This is a genomic window from candidate division KSB1 bacterium, from assembly GCA_034506335.1.
Taxonomy (GTDB): Bacteria; Zhuqueibacterota; Zhuqueibacteria; order JANLFK01; family Oleimicrobiaceae; genus Oleimicrobium.
Window position 1 is genome coordinate 1 of sequence record JAPDPR010000048.1, and the last position, 13,867, is coordinate 13,867.

Here is a 13,867-nt window from a genome sequence, read left to right on the forward strand (position 1 = left end):
TCATCGATGGCTACGTGGGTCTGGGGTATGCTCAGAGCCGCCCGGAGGAGTTGGCCTTCATCTGTGAGGTGGCGCGCACAGAGGGGGTCCTGCTGGACCCTGTCTATACAGGCAAAGCAATGTACGGTTTGGTGGACCAGATCCGCCAGGGACGCTTCCGCCCTGGGGAGAAAGTTCTGTTCATCCACACCGGCGGGGCATTTGACCTGTTCCCCCTGCGTGAGGAGCTGAGCCTCGTGGGCTTGTCCAGTTGAGGCCTGCGATTTGGGTGGCGTACGGTTGACAGGCCGGAAGGGATGCAACCCAAGGACGTTTTCCCCATAGTGTACGCGCCGGAGACCATGCCGGTCCGCGCGTGGTTGGTTGGCATGTGTGGTTGAATCCGAGTGACAGCGCAGCAATCGGACGCTGAGGCGCCGGAGCGCTCAGATAGGGACGTGGCAGGCGGGTGAGCAGAGTGGTGACCAGACACTGTACTTGAGCTCGGGGATGAGTGGGCACAGCAGTCGGTGTGCAGACTCTCCACGCAGCGGGCTCGATCCGAACGAGGATGGAGGGAGACCAGGTTCGATGCCCCGCGTGCTTGGCCAGCTGCGCTGGGCGCATGAAGGGTGGGTGAACGCGGGAGGGATTTGGCAGGCGAGTGTGTTGCTCGCCGCACGAGGTAGTCACTGAGGCTCCGAAGCGTGCACACGCACGCATGTTCGTCAGCGCCTTGCACTCAAAACAAGGAGGTTGCCATGGCAGGCTACATTATCACCGCCCTCATCGTGCTGTTTGTGCTGCAGTTTGTGCTTGCGGCCCTTCGTCAAAGAGGAGCCGCAGGGGGAGTCAAACTGCCGTCCGTGGGTTCCAAACTGGTCCTTTCCATCGTCGGCGCGGTGCTCGCCTTGGTGCTCATCATCGACGCGGTGGTCATTATCCAAGCCGGGACGGTGGGGGTAGTCAAGAGGTTGGGCGCGGTGCACCGGGAACTGTCGCCGGGCATGCACGTGGTCATCCCCATTGTGGACCGGGTGGTAATTTTCCCCACCATCAAAAAGACCTACGAGGCCTCTGACGAGCCCAGTCAGAGCCGCGCCGACTTTCCGGACGTGATCATCAGCGCTCTGACGGCCGATGGGCAGCAGATTCGGTTGGGCATCACCGCGCGCTTCATGATCCAGCCGGGCAAGGCGCCGTGGATTCTGCAGAACTTGGGCACCGAGCGGGATTATGTGGAGAAGGTGGTCAAGACGGAAATCCGCGGCTCCGGTCGCCGGGTGCCCACGAGGTTTGCCTCTTACGATCTCTACACCAAACGCAGCTACGAGGCGCAGCAGGCCCTCTTTGACGAGATCGCGCCCAAGTTCGCGGCCAACGGCCTCATCCTCGACGAGCTGGTGCTGCGTAACATCATCTTCACGCCCGAGTACGCGCGGACGCTGGAGGAGAAGCAGATCGCGCTGGAGAACATCACCACCGAGAAGAACAAGTTGGAGCAGGAGAAGATCCGCAAGGAGCAAAAGATCGTGGCAGCTGAGGCCGACGCCAAGAGCATCGAGATCCGGCAGGCGGCGCTGAGCAAGAACCCCACCATCATCCAATGGGAGTTTGTGCAAAAGTTAGCGCCGAACATCCAGTGGGGCGTGCTGCCCCAGAACGTCGTGCCCCTGGTGAACTTGGGATTCGGGAGCGGCCAGAAGTAGCGGCGCCCCTTTTGCCCAGGTCCGGTATGCGGTCCTGGGCCCAATGCAGCCGGCGCCATTCTGGGACAGTCGGAGCGTGCTCAATGACACGGAGGCGGTGCCGTGGTCGTGGACACCGAGGTCTTGCAGCAGTTTGAACAGGGGCTGAACCCGCGTCATCCGGAGCGCAGCGCGATGCCGGCCCGGGTGTTGGGCTTTGGCGAAATCAGCACGGTGCTGGCAGTGGACGTGCCAGGGTTGCGCGGCGTGGCGCTGAAGCGCATGCCCCTGTTCGTGGACCAGGAGGAGGCCGAGCGGTACATCGCAGCGTATGAGGACTATTGCCGGCTGTTAACGGCAGAGATTGGCCTGCGGCTGCCGGATTATGGCCACGCGGTAGTGATCGGCCAGGGCGCCGAGCCTGTGGTGTACCTTCTGCAGGAGCAGCTCCCGGCCGACTCCATGGGCAACCGTCTCATCCACCATCTACGTCCGGAGGAGGTGGCGACCTTGGTTCGGCGCATTCTGCGCGAGTTGCGCAAAGTGTGGCAGTTCAACGCCCGGCAGAAGCGGCTTCAGGTTGCCATCGACGGCCAGATCTCCAACTGGGCGGTAGTCGGCCAGGGCACGGGGAAGGACCTGCATGAGACGCCTATCCTGTACGTGGACACCAGCACGCCGCTCTTCCGCGTGGATGGGGTGGAACAGCTGGACACCGAGCTCTTTTTGCGCAGCGCGCCGTCGTTCTTGGTCTGGATCCTGCGCCTCTTCTTTCTCAAGGACGTGGTCGATCGCTACTACGACTTTCACCGCGTGGTGGTTGATTTGGCGGCCAACTTTTTCAAGGAGCAGCGCCCGGACCTCATTCCCCTTGTGGTGTCCGAGGCCAACGACTTTTTCGCCGGTGAGGCGTCCGACCTGAGAGTGGCGCCTCTCACGGAGAAAGAAGTGGCCGCCTACTATCGCCAGGACGCGTTTATCTGGCGGCTGTACTTAGCCATGCGGAAGACGGACCGTGTTCTGCGCACCCGTCTGTTGCGGCGTGCGTACCCGTACATCTTGCCGGACAAGATCAAGCGCTGAGGAGACACCACTGATGGCCCTGATTGCTCGCGACGGAAAGGGGAGGATCATCGAACGCTTTGCGCGCCATGTATCCAGCGGCAAGGTGGAGTTCTTTTCCAGCGTGGGCCTGGACTTTGTCTTTGGCAGGCGAGAGGGTGTTTATGTGTGGGATGTGGAAGGGAGGCAGCGGCTGATCGATTGCCACTGCAACGGGGGGGTGTTCAATTTGGGGCATCGTCATCCGCGGGTAGTGGCGGCGCTGAAAGCTGCCCTGGAAGAATTGGACATCGGCAATCACCATTTCATCAGTGAGCATCGCGGCCTGCTGGCGGAGCGTTTGGCGGCCCTCTGTCCTGGCGATTTGCGGCGGGTGGTCTTTGGCGTAGGAGGGGGCGAGGCGATCGACACGGCCATTAAGCTGGCGCGCGCTCATACGCGACGCCCCACAATCATTTGCGCCAAAGGAGGGTACCATGGCCACACGGGCTTTGCCCTCTCGGCGGGGGACCCCCGCTACAGCGCGCCATTTGCACCGCTGGCCCCTGGGTTTGTCCAAGTGCCTTTTGGGGACCTGGAGGCGTTGGCGGCGGCCATGGGAGAAGACACGGCTGCCGTGCTCTTTGAGACAATTCCGGCCACGCTGGGGATTGTGATTCCGCCGGAAGACTATTTTGCCGGCGTGCGCCAGCTGTGCGACAAGCACGGCGCCTTGATGATCATCGACGAGGTGCAGACCGGCTTGGGTCGGTGCGGCGCGATGTGGGGTATCGACACCTACGGCGTGGTGCCGGATATCTTGGTCACTGCCAAGGGGCTTTCTGGCGGCATTTACCCCATGTCGGCCACGATCTACCGGGAACACCTCAACCCCTTCTTCCACCAGAACCCGTTCATTCACATTTCCACCTTTGGCGGAGCGGAGGTCGGCTGCCACGCAGCGTTGGAGGTGCTGGCCATTGTGCAGGAGCCGGGCTTCTTGCCGCACGTGCGGCGCATGGCCGAGCTGTTCGCACGCGGTCTGGCAGAGCTGAAGCAGCGGCACAGTGCGGTGTTGGTGGAGGTGCGTCAACGAGGGTTGATGATGGGGCTGAAGCTTGCACACGAGAGCCTGGGGCCCTTGCTCACGCTGGCAGGTTTTCGCTTCGGGGTGCTGACCATTTACGCCAACAACGACCAGTCGGTGAATCAGCTTTTACCGCCCTTGACGATCCAGGAGAGCGAGGTGGCGGAGGTCCTTGAGGGACTTGACGGCATGCTCACCTGGGTGGAGGAGGTGCACGCGCAAGGCGGCCTCAGGGGAGACCCGCTACACCCCTAGCAGGTGGCGGTTGCCCAGGTGGACGCGCCGGAGGCCCTGCTCCTGGGCTGCCTCCAGGCAGGCAAAGGCGTGTTCACGGGAGGTGACCGGCAGGTCGTTCATCAAGAACTGGGGGTAGAAGGCCAGGAGCGAATAGGGCGTGGCTGGATCTAAAGAGGCGATGAAGCGGGCGATGCGGCGGACCTCCTCGGCCTCCACGTAGCCGGGCACGAGGAGCGTGCTGACCACCAGCAGGGGCGGGGATGGACGTTGCTTGGCCGCTTCCGCCAGCCAGGCCACGCTCGCCAGGGTAGGAGCGTTATCGGTTCCGCACAAGGCGCGGTGCAGCTGCGGCGTGAAAGCCTTCAGGTCCACTTTGATGCAGCCGCCGCTGCGCAGGGACAGCGCGGCCATTCTGCGCAAGGCGGCGTGGGTGAGGCAGCCGTTGGTCTCCCAGCAGATGCGCAAGGGTCTGCCCTTGGTGGCCCGGAGGGCGATGCGGGCGGCAGCCAGGGCGTGCGCCACCTGAGGCCCAGGGTCGCCGCCAAAGTAACAGATGCATGCCGTGCGTCTATCCACCGCGGCGGCTAACTCCTGGGCCGTGTGCAACCCGGAGGTGGGCTCGGCTTCGCGGAAGTGCCAGTTCTGGCAAAACAGGCAATCGAAGGAGCACGCCTCGTAGAACACCGCCAAGTTGGAGTAACCGTACTCTGGGCCTGGGGCGTAGGAGAACTTGGGGTAACCCACGTCGGTCCCTGCCGGGCACACCCAGCTTGCCACGCAGTTGGTGGGCAGAGGGTCGTGGTACCAACTGACCAGGGCACCGCCGGGGGTGCCTGCCATCTGGTGGAGCAGGCCCTTCTCATTGCGACGGAGTCCGCAGTAGCCCCGGGAGCCTGGGGGAATGCGACAGCGGTTGCCGCAGCCCGTGCAGGTCAAACCGTCTGGGGCACGCGGGACCTCCTCTGGCAGGCCAAAAGGCGCGCGCGCATGGGCATGGGCGCGCCGCACCAGATTGGCCGCTTCTTTCTCCCGCTCACAAATGCACTGCAGGCACAGGCCAAGACGTTGGCTTATGAGGCCTTGTCGGCCGCACAGGTTGCAGCGGCGTCCAGGCACGACTACCCTCGCTGGCGAGATGGACCGCGAACTGCCCTGACGGTGGGCCGTCTACTCCGTCCGCCCGAACCTTCTCATCCACGGCTGTCCCCACTGCGCAGGGCCTTTTTTGGCTTCCTGGGCACTATTGGTGCTTGTCCCAGCCATTGGGCGTCTCACGCAGTGGCCTATACTTGCGCAGGGCGTGGAGGAGCGCGCGAAAGTCCTTGGGGAAGGGGGCGCACACAGTGACCTCGCCGCTACAGGGCGAGACAAAGCTCAGCTCGGCAGCGTGCAGGGCCAGGCGCGCCAAGAGCGGTCGCTCCTCCTGGTCAGCTTTGCGTTTGTAGCGCGCCTTGAGCTCGGAAAGGAAGATCGCGCTTCGTCCGCCGTACACCGGGTCAACGGCGAGAGGGTGGCCTATGGCGCGGAGGTGGACGCGAATCTGGTGCATGCGGCCCGTGTGTGGCACCACCCGGAGCAGAGTGTAGCCCTGGAAGCACTCTTCCACCTGGTACTCGCTCAGCGACTCCTTGCCCCCTGGGCGCACAGCCATGCGACCTCGGTGGTGCGGGTCGGGCGCAAGGGCGAAAGAGATGGTGCCGCCCTCCCGAACTTCGCCGCTCACTATCGCGAAGTAGGTCTTGCGCGCGCTCCTCTGCTGCAACTGCAGGCAAAGGGCCCGGTGAGCATCCCGATTTCTGGCAAAGAGCACCACTCCACTGGTCCCCTCGTCCAGGCGGTGCACCGGTAGAATGGATTCCCCTGGGTAGGCGGTGCGCAGCATTGCCAGGAGGTTCGGTCGGTGCGGGTCCCAGCGGTCCGGGATGGTGAGAAGCCCTGGGGGTTTATCCACTGCCAGCACCGCCTGGTCAGCAAAGAGCACGTTCAGGCGCGCTCGTGTCACGGGTCACCTCTTGTTGGCTTGCGCTGCTCAGATGATCTCGCGCGCGTTCCGGTCCGGCAGCGGCGGAAACGGCGCCGGCGGCAGGGTCTGGTACCAGTAGGCCACCGAGGCGATGTCGTCCTGCAGCGGGAGGTAGCGGCGGCCGCTGCGCCAGCCTAACGCCTGCATGGTCACTCGGAGGTCGGTGCTGAAAAAGACCGGGTCGTGCACGTGAAAGCGGTACAGAGTCATGCGTGCTCCGGGCTCCCCTGATTTTTTCATCACCTGCCGAAAGCCGCAGAACGGCCCGCTGAAATCTTCCCCAAAACACCAGGCCCCGCCGAAATAGTCCTCTGTGCCGGTGCCGCAGATGGTGGGGAAATCCCTGTCGCCGTCGATGTACATCTTAATTTCGCCTTCTCCCCACCAGCCGGCATTGTTTTGCTGCCAGGCCATGAAGGTGCCCACATAGTGGCCAGCGCCGCGCACGCCCTCCAAGATGACATGCTCGCTGCCGTAGGGCAGGGGATTGGAGCGCCGCCACTGGGCGTGAAAATACAAGGCCTGCTCGGACACCTCCTCCAGGGTGTAGTTGATCGTGTAGAAAAAGTGGGCCACATCTTCCGGAGCCTGGTTCTCCACCGTAACGCGCGCGTGCTTTCGGAAGGGCATGGGAAAGTAGCAGTTCATCCCGCCAGAGGGGTTGACGTTGACAGGCAGCGCCAGGATGTTCTGTCGACAGCCCCACGAGTTACAGAACAAGTCACCCAGCGGGACCTCCACCGACGGCTGGCGCAGGCCGTCCCAGTAGAACCTGACTATGAGGTCGCGGTAGAACTTTTCGCTGCAGGTGATCCAGATGTGGCGGATTACCCCCGGGCCGTTGTGGTCCATGAGGGTGACAGTCTGACCGGTGGGGATGTTGATGCAGGGGCGCACCTTCCAGCCGCGACCCAGTTCCCGTGCCGGACTATCGGGCTCCGGTTCGGCCATCGCCCCTTTGCCCTTCTCGCCGGTGGGGTTCTCGGCGCTCAACGATCGCGACTGAGCCTGTCGTCGAAAAAAGAGGGTGGCAAGGTCGATATCCATGCTGCTTTCCTCCTTACTCTCGTGCAGTGTGCTCGTCGTAGCCGAAAAGGCGCCGTCTGGCGCGGTGTGCCCAAAAGTGGCGCAGACAGAGTCGCAGATTGAGCGTCAGGTCAGGTTTGCTATTTATCACGAACAAGCCGGGCGAGGCCGCGTAGACGCCGCGACGGAGTTGCACCAGCCCCACAGTATCGCGGTCGCCGACTCTCTGTTTCAACTCATAGCGCACCATCTTGTTAATCTTGTCGGCAAGACGGAGGTGCGTATCCACCAGGAAAATGCCCACGTCTGGTGCCAGTGCCTCCAGGCGGGCGAAAAACGCCGCCACCGCCGGCTGATGGATGTTCTTCGGTGGGCTGGACTTGGTCTCCACGTAGACCAACAGATCCCCCAGCATGGCGATCACATCAAAGTCGCCCCCTGCGGGCAGATCATAGACCTTGACGTCCCACGCCACCGCAGCCGCAAAAGCCTCTGCGAACACCTGTGCCACATACCACTCCAGGGTGTCGCCAAAGCTGTACACTGCCGCATTGCGAAGGCGGAAAGTGTCCGTGCCAACTGGTTCCACAATGCCGGCCCGCTGCAAATAGTCCAAGTATCGTTGCACCTTGCGCGGCGAGCAGTAGTGCAGCAGGTCTTGGGCGCGGAAGGAAGAGCGGCACTTGATCACATCGCGGAGGAGAATGCGGAAAGAGTACCGCTTCAGGTAGCGAAGGTACTCCTGACGCGATGCTTGCTCTGGGGAGGCCGGTAAGAGCACGTTCTCCACAGGCGAATCCCCAGCGTAGCGTAAGCCTCGCTGGCTGATGATGGTACGGATGGTATCGTGCGGCCCTCGTTCCGCGCTCATGTGTGGACCTCCTGCTCGAGGACTCTGACGCTATTTTACGACAATTTTCCCACCCATGCAAGAAGAAAACGTGTGCTCTACTGTGGCGCTGCCACGCTCCTTTCCCAAAAATGCCAAGGTCACTCCCCGCGCTTCCCAGTTTCGGGAACGGTTTGGGAACCATTGGGTCATTGGGCTGCCGCCGAGGTGCGCAAGTCACTGTAAATGCGAAAGGCCTTTGGGCGCCATCCAGGCCTATCCTCAATGGCACAGAGTTTGAGCATAAAAAGGTTCAAGCGATTGGCAAACTATTCTTCTTGACTTTGAGCTCCTGTTTTCGTATAATAGCGCGGCCTCACCAATCTCATCTGTTCGGCAGCGACCGTACCCGTGGTTGTTCTCGGAAGAGATCGACCAGGCAAGTGGGTAGCAAAGGAGGCGCCTATGCAGATCGAAGGTTATGACTACCCCGATGAGCTCTACTACCACAAAGAGCACACCTGGATCAAGCCGGAGGGGGGAAATCGTGCACGCGTCGGGATGACCGACTTTTACCAGAAACTTTCCGGGGAGATCGTCTACGTGGACCTGCCATTCGAGGGGGACGAGGTGGCCGAAGGGGAGACCGTGGGCAAATTGCAATCGAGCAAGTGGGTGGGCAAGATTGTCTCGCCTTTGACCGGTTCGATTGCCGAGGTCAACACCGCCCTAGAGGACGCGGCCAACCTCATCAACAAGTCCCCATACGGGGATGGTTGGATCATGGTCATCGAGGCGGCAGACTTGGAGCAGCAGCTTGCCGGCCTGATGAAGATCGGCGATATCCCCCAGTACCTGGAGGGTGAGAAGCAGCGGGTCGAGAGGGAAAAGCAGAAAAAATAGCTCGTGCCCTATGGGGCGGGCGGCGCATGCTAGTGCCATCAACAGGGGGTGCTGAGCTTTAGGGGCTTTGCAGGAAGGTGTCCAGTTTGCGGGAGGAGGCCAAAAGTGAGGCTGGATGTCCCGTACGGCAAAGAGGCGCAGCAGGTAGAGATTGCCGACCACCACGTGATGCACGTGCTTCACCCCAACGCCGTGGAAGTCGGCAACGAGATGGCCACCCTAATGGATGCCATTTCGTCTCCGCTGCAGTCTCGCCCTTTCGATGAGTTCCTGAGTGACGCTCGGGATGTGCTCTTTATCGTCAATGACGGCACTCGCCCTACTCCCACCGCCAAGGTCCTCGATATTCTTCAGCCGAAGATTCCCCTTGCTAAGAGCCGTTTTCTGATTGCCACCGGGGTGCATCGCGCGCCCACCCAGGAGGAATACGAGTTCATTTTTGGTCGACATTACCCCTACCTGAAGGACCGCATCTATGTGCACGATTGCCGGAAGCAGGAGGACATGGTGCACATTGGTACCTCGGTCAACGGCACGGAGATGTACGTCAACCGGATGGGGGTAGAAGCAGACAAGATTGTGATTATCGGCTCGGTGGAACCGCACTACTTTGCTGGCTACACAGGGGGGCGCAAGTCCTTCCTGCCGGGTATTGCTTCATATGAGACCATCGAGCAGAACCACAAGCATGCCTTACGCCTGGAGGCTAAGGCCCTTGCCCTGGACGGCAATCCAGTGCACGAAGACATGATCGACGCCTTGCGCAGCATTGCGGACAAGGAGATTTTCTCCATCCAAACGGTGTTGGACCGAGATCGGCGTATTTACGCGGCAGCTGCGGGCGACTTGCACGCATCGTTCCGCGCCTGCATCGCCAAAGCCAACGAGGTTTTCGCCGTCAGGATTCGCGACAAAGCCGACGTGGTGGTCTCGGTGGCGCCTTACCCCATGGATGTGGACCTGTATCAGTCGCAGAAGGCGCTTGATAACGGCAAGCTGGCCCTCAAGGAGGGCGGCATCCTCATCATGGTCTCCAGGTGCCGCACCGGGATCGGGGAGCGGACCTTCTTCGACTTGCTGTCCAGCTGCGATTCGCCGCAGGCCACGATCGAGAAGATCGGCAAAGAGTTCAAGCTGGGTTACCATAAGGCTGCGAAGATGGCGGAGATCAACACCTGGGCGCAAGTCTGGGGTGTAACCGATCTGCCAGATGCGGACCTGCAGGCCATATTCATCCGGCCCTTCCACAGCGTCCAAGAAGCCTTGGATGCCGCGCTGGCGGAGAAGGGGCCAGATTGCCAGGTCATCTTCCTGATGGATGGCAGCATCACGGTGCCACTGGTAGCATGAGAAAGAGGAGCATAGAAGCGAACGAGAGGAGAGTGGTCATGGCGCTCAAGAAGGAGGTCATCGCACGCCTGCAGGGGATTGTAGGCGAGGATCGCTGCAAGACCAGCATTGCCGAGCGCTACGTGTATGCCTTTGACGGTGGGATTCACCGCGAGGTGCCTGATGTGGTGGTGCAGCCCATCACCACGCAGGAGGTGGCGCAGATTGTCAAGCTGGCCAACGAGTACAAGTTCCCGGTGGTACCGCGCGGCGCAGGTACCGCGCTCTGTGGTCATTCGGTGCCCATTGACAAAGGGGTGGTGGTGGATCTTCAGCGCATGAAAAAGATCAAGGAGATTTGCGTTGAGGACCTCATTTGCGTGGTGGAGCCGGGCGTGGTGTGCGACCACCTGAATGCCGCGCTCAAGAAGTACAAGTTTTTCATCCCCGGGCCGGCGAGCAGTGAAGCAGCGACCCTTGGCGGCATGGTGGCCTGCAATGCGTCTGGGGACAAGGCCCTCAAATATGGCGCCACCCGAGACGTGGTGCTGGGCCTGGAGGTGGTGTTGCCTACAGGCGATATTGCCCGCTGCGGCGCGCGGTCGGTAAAGGGCTCCAGCGGCTATCAGTTCGAGAAGTTCTTCGTGGGCTCAGAAGGAACCCTGGGCATCGTCACCGAGATCACGCTCAAGTTGGTGCCGCTGGCCACCTATCGGGCCGGCTGTGTGGCGGCTTTTGGCAAGATTAGGGAGGCAGGACAAACCGTATCGGATATCATCGCGGTGCCCATTCTGCCCTCGAACTTGGAACTCATGTCGGCCACCTGTATCAAGGCCGTGAACAAGGCCACCGGCTTGGGCCTGCCGGAGGTGGACGCCATTCTGCTCATCGAGGTGGACGGCAACAACCTGGAGGCAGTGCGCGAAGAGCTTGCCAAGGTGACGGAGGTGTGCAAGAAGAACAACGCCGTGTCGATGGACTTTACCGAGGACCCGAAGCGCCTGGAGGAGCTCTGGAAGGGGCGGAAGCAGATGATTCCTTCGTTGAGTGCTCTGCGCAAGGAATACGCCACGGTCATGCTGGCCGACGATATGTCGGTGCCCATCTCCAAGGTGCCCGAGGCGGTGGTGCGTTTTCAAGAGGTCTCCGACCGCTATGACATCGAGATTCCTGCCTATGGACATGCAGGTGATGGTAACCTGCACACCAAGGTGCTGATGGACCCAACCAATCCGGACCACTGGCGGCAGGCGGACAAGGCGGTGCAGGAAATTTATGACATCGTGTTGGAGCTGGGTGGTACCGTTTCCGGCGAGCATGGCATCGGCATCACCAAGACGCCGTACTTCCGGCAGGAGCGGGCCAGCCTGATCGCTGCCATGAAGGCGGTCAAGCGAGCGCTGGATCCGAACAACATCATGAACCCGCACAAGATTCAGGAGTGGGAGAATGGGTTCGTCACCCACCTACGCTACCCTGTGGAGGTGTCGCAATGAAAGGTGAATATCTGAAACCGTGGCTGAATGAGCTCATCACCTGCACCCTGTGCGGGTACTGCAAGAACGTCTGTCCGCCCTTCGACGAGATCTTGTGGGACGGTACTTCAGCGCGCGGCCGGAACATTCTGGCCTACGGCATGCTCACCGGCGAAATTGAAGCAGATCAGAGCGTGGCGCAGCGCATCTACGAGTGCACCATGTGTGGGGACTGTGAGCGGCGCTGTCCGTCCAAGGTCAAGGTGCCGCAGATTGTGCGCGCAGCGCGCGCCGAGCTGGTGGATATGGGCCTGGCCTTCCCTGGCCAAATCATGCTGGCCGACAACGTGATGGCCAGTGGCAACATCTTCGGTGACCAGGAGGTGATGCTGCCCAAGCAGGAGGGGGAGGTGCGGGTGTTCATCGGGTGCCAGTTCTTGGCGCGTCCTAACAAGGTGAAAAAATACCTCAAGATTCTGGAGATGATCGGCATCAAGCCGAAGGTGCAGGAAGAGGTCTGCTGCGGGTTCCCCTTGGTTTCATTGGGCTTTGTGCACAAGTTCGAGGAGCACAAAGAGCGCTTGGCCAAGATGCTCAAGAAGGAGCGCACCATCACCTTCTGCCCGACCTGTACGGTGTTCCTCAAGGAGGAGTACGGGATACCCACGCAGCACTTTTTGCAGGCGGTGGCGGAGAAGTTGCCGGCGGACAAGGTGAAGAAGCTGGGGGTGACCGTCACCTATCACGATCCATGCGACCTGGCGCGGGGGGCCAAAGTGACCGAGGAGCCGCGACGGGTGTTGGCAGCAATCGGGGCCGAGCTCAAAGAGATGAGCAAAAGCAAGAACACCACCCGCTGCTGTGGTGGTGGCGGCGGCATCTTGTCCTCTAACGAACAGCTCTCCGGTCAGCTGGCACGCAATCGCGTACGACAGGCCATGGCGACCGGGGCCAAGACGATCGTCACCTCATGTGCCACCTGCGAGCAGACCCTCAAGAAGGGTGCCGCCTCCCTCGCCGAGTCCGGCGAAGGCGAGATCGTGGTACGTGACGTGGCGGACCTGGTGTGGGATGCACTCCGCGCGGCAGGAGCCTGATAAGGACCGAAGGCCCCCTGGAGACAAACGCTGTTTCGCAATGGCTCGATGATAGGAACCTAGTACGAAACGGAGAAGAAGTCCATGCAACTCTTCTATCTGGACAAGCTCCCGGGACAGAACTCCATGCTCATCTTCCACGCACTGGCGCGTATGGGCGTGGAGAGCCTAGTGATCGTTTCTCCTCAAGACCCCTTGGTGAGCATCGGCTACTTCCAGGACGCTAAGCAGGAGATCGATCTTGACTACCTGGAGAAAGTAAAGATCCCAGCAATGCGCCGGGAGGTGGGAGGGGGCGCCACCTACTTGGATGGGAACCAGATCTTCTATCAGCTCATCTGGCGTCGCTCCAATCCCCATTTCCCCAAGAAGATCAGCGAGATCTACGAGTGGTTCTCGCAGGCGCCGGTGGAGACCTATCGCGATTTTGGCATCAAGGCCCATTTTCGGCCGGTGAATGACATCGTCACGGCCGAGGGGCGGAAGATCGCCGGAGAAGGCGGCGCCAACATTGGCGACTGCATGGTCTTTGTGGGGGGCATCTTGTTGGATTTTGACTATGAAACCATGGTGCGTGTGCTCAAGGTGCCGGAGGAAAAGTTTCGCGACAAGATCTACAAGAGCTTGGAGGAGAACCTCACCACCATGAAGCGGGAGCTGGGCACACCGCCGCCGCGAGAGGACATCAAGCAGGCGCTGGTCCGGCATTTTGAGCGCCTGGTGGGGCCGCTGGAGCCCGCCGAAATGACCAGCGAACTGTGGGCCACCATGGCCAGGCTGGAGAAAGAGTTCACTTCGCCTGAGTTCCTCTTCAAAAAGACCCCACGAGTGCCGACTGGCGTCAAGATTCGCGAGGGGGTGGAGATTTCTTTCGGCATCCACAAGGCGCCTGGGGGGTTGATCCGCACCGTGCAGGAGGTGGAACGCGAGCGCATCAAAGACCTAGGCATCTCCGGAGACTTTACCTTCTACCCGAAAGAGGAGCTGGCCGGTCTGGAGAATTCACTCAAGGGCGTGCGGCGGCAGCCAGAAGACATCGTGGAACGGGTCGGCGAGTTTTGCGACGAACGAGAGGTGGAGACGCCGGGCGTAACCGCCGAGGACTTTTCCATGGCCATCATGAACGCCCGCTAAAGCCGTCCGCACGACAAGG

At 61.2% G+C, this 13,867-nt stretch carries 13 protein-coding genes; 9 read left to right on the forward strand and 4 right to left on the reverse strand.

The genetic code is table 11. The annotated features are described in order from the left end of the window. The 4 genes from ONB25_12405 to ONB25_12420 form a co-directional block, all read left to right on the forward strand. On the forward strand, positions 1-254 hold a 254-nt coding region (locus tag ONB25_12405), incomplete at its 5' end, for a pyridoxal-phosphate dependent enzyme (protein MDZ7393688.1). A gap of 486 nt (positions 255-740) precedes the next feature. Beyond that, positions 741-1,688 carry a prohibitin family protein gene (locus tag ONB25_12410; protein MDZ7393689.1) on the forward strand — a complete coding sequence of 316 codons (948 nt, stop codon included), beginning with the start codon at positions 741-743 and terminating at the stop codon, positions 1,686-1,688. 102 nt (positions 1,689-1,790) lie between these two features. Beyond that, the gene (locus ONB25_12415) at positions 1,791-2,750 is read left to right on the forward strand and encodes a DUF6206 family protein (protein ID MDZ7393690.1); all 960 of its coding nucleotides are present in this window, start codon (positions 1,791-1,793) and stop codon (positions 2,748-2,750) included. Between the two features lie 13 nt (positions 2,751-2,763). Then, complete coding sequence (locus tag ONB25_12420; GenBank protein ID MDZ7393691.1) at positions 2,764-4,050, forward strand: aspartate aminotransferase family protein; 1,287 nt, start codon at positions 2,764-2,766, stop codon at positions 4,048-4,050. On the opposite strand, the gene ONB25_12425 is transcribed toward ONB25_12420, so the two are convergent. The 4 genes from ONB25_12425 to ONB25_12440 form a co-directional block, all read right to left on the reverse strand. Further along, a complete protein-coding gene (locus tag ONB25_12425; protein MDZ7393692.1) occupies positions 4,039-5,148 on the reverse strand; it encodes a radical SAM protein in 1,110 nt (369 codons plus the stop codon). The genes ONB25_12420 and ONB25_12425 overlap by 12 nt on opposite strands. A gap of 124 nt (positions 5,149-5,272) precedes the next feature. Further along, positions 5,273-6,034 carry an RluA family pseudouridine synthase gene (locus tag ONB25_12430; GenBank protein ID MDZ7393693.1) on the reverse strand — a complete coding sequence of 254 codons (762 nt, stop codon included), beginning with the start codon at positions 6,032-6,034 and terminating at the stop codon, positions 5,273-5,275. A gap of 27 nt (positions 6,035-6,061) precedes the next feature. Further along, positions 6,062-7,102 (reverse strand): DUF2961 domain-containing protein, encoded by a 1,041-nt coding sequence (locus ONB25_12435; protein MDZ7393694.1) that lies wholly within the window; start codon positions 7,100-7,102, stop codon positions 6,062-6,064. 13 nt (positions 7,103-7,115) lie between these two features. Further along, positions 7,116-7,952, reverse strand: coding sequence for a hypothetical protein (locus ONB25_12440; GenBank protein MDZ7393695.1), 837 nt, complete (start codon positions 7,950-7,952; stop codon positions 7,116-7,118). A 423-nt stretch (positions 7,953-8,375) separates the two neighbouring features. Between ONB25_12440 and gcvH the strand changes: the two genes are divergently transcribed. The 5 genes from gcvH to ONB25_12465 all read left to right on the forward strand — a co-directional run bounded on the left by gcvH (position 8,376) and on the right by ONB25_12465 (position 13,848). Further along, positions 8,376-8,813, forward strand: a complete 438-nt coding sequence (gene gcvH / locus ONB25_12445; protein MDZ7393696.1) for a glycine cleavage system protein GcvH — start codon at positions 8,376-8,378, stop codon at positions 8,811-8,813. A 105-nt stretch (positions 8,814-8,918) separates the two neighbouring features. Further along, on the forward strand, positions 8,919-10,163 hold the full coding sequence (gene larA, locus ONB25_12450) for a nickel-dependent lactate racemase (protein ID MDZ7393697.1): 1,245 nt from the start codon (positions 8,919-8,921) through the stop codon (positions 10,161-10,163). 38 nt (positions 10,164-10,201) lie between these two features. After that, positions 10,202-11,638, forward strand: a complete 1,437-nt coding sequence (locus ONB25_12455; protein ID MDZ7393698.1) for an FAD-binding oxidoreductase — start codon at positions 10,202-10,204, stop codon at positions 11,636-11,638. After that, on the forward strand, positions 11,635-12,714 hold the full coding sequence (locus tag ONB25_12460) for a (Fe-S)-binding protein (protein ID MDZ7393699.1): 1,080 nt from the start codon (positions 11,635-11,637) through the stop codon (positions 12,712-12,714). Before ONB25_12455 ends, ONB25_12460 begins: the two co-directional genes overlap by 4 nt. Before the next feature lie 84 nt (positions 12,715-12,798). After that, complete coding sequence (locus tag ONB25_12465; GenBank protein ID MDZ7393700.1) at positions 12,799-13,848, forward strand: lipoate--protein ligase; 1,050 nt, start codon at positions 12,799-12,801, stop codon at positions 13,846-13,848. Positions 13,849-13,867: the final 19 nt, after the last annotated feature.

Coding starts and splice junctions, on each gene's coding strand:
- ONB25_12465 (MDZ7393700.1), top strand. CDS start 12,799: ATGCAACTCTTCTATCTGGACAAGCTCCCGGGACAGAACTCCATGCTC.
- ONB25_12455 (MDZ7393698.1), top strand. CDS start 10,202: ATGGCGCTCAAGAAGGAGGTCATCGCACGCCTGCAGGGGATTGTAGGC.
- ONB25_12440 (MDZ7393695.1), bottom strand. CDS start 7,952: ATGAGCGCGGAACGAGGGCCGCACGATACCATCCGTACCATCATCAGC.
- gcvH (MDZ7393696.1), top strand. CDS start 8,376: ATGCAGATCGAAGGTTATGACTACCCCGATGAGCTCTACTACCACAAA.
- ONB25_12460 (MDZ7393699.1), top strand. CDS start 11,635: ATGAAAGGTGAATATCTGAAACCGTGGCTGAATGAGCTCATCACCTGC.
- ONB25_12410 (MDZ7393689.1), top strand. CDS start 741: ATGGCAGGCTACATTATCACCGCCCTCATCGTGCTGTTTGTGCTGCAG.
- ONB25_12420 (MDZ7393691.1), top strand. CDS start 2,764: ATGGCCCTGATTGCTCGCGACGGAAAGGGGAGGATCATCGAACGCTTT.
- ONB25_12435 (MDZ7393694.1), bottom strand. CDS start 7,102: ATGGATATCGACCTTGCCACCCTCTTTTTTCGACGACAGGCTCAGTCG.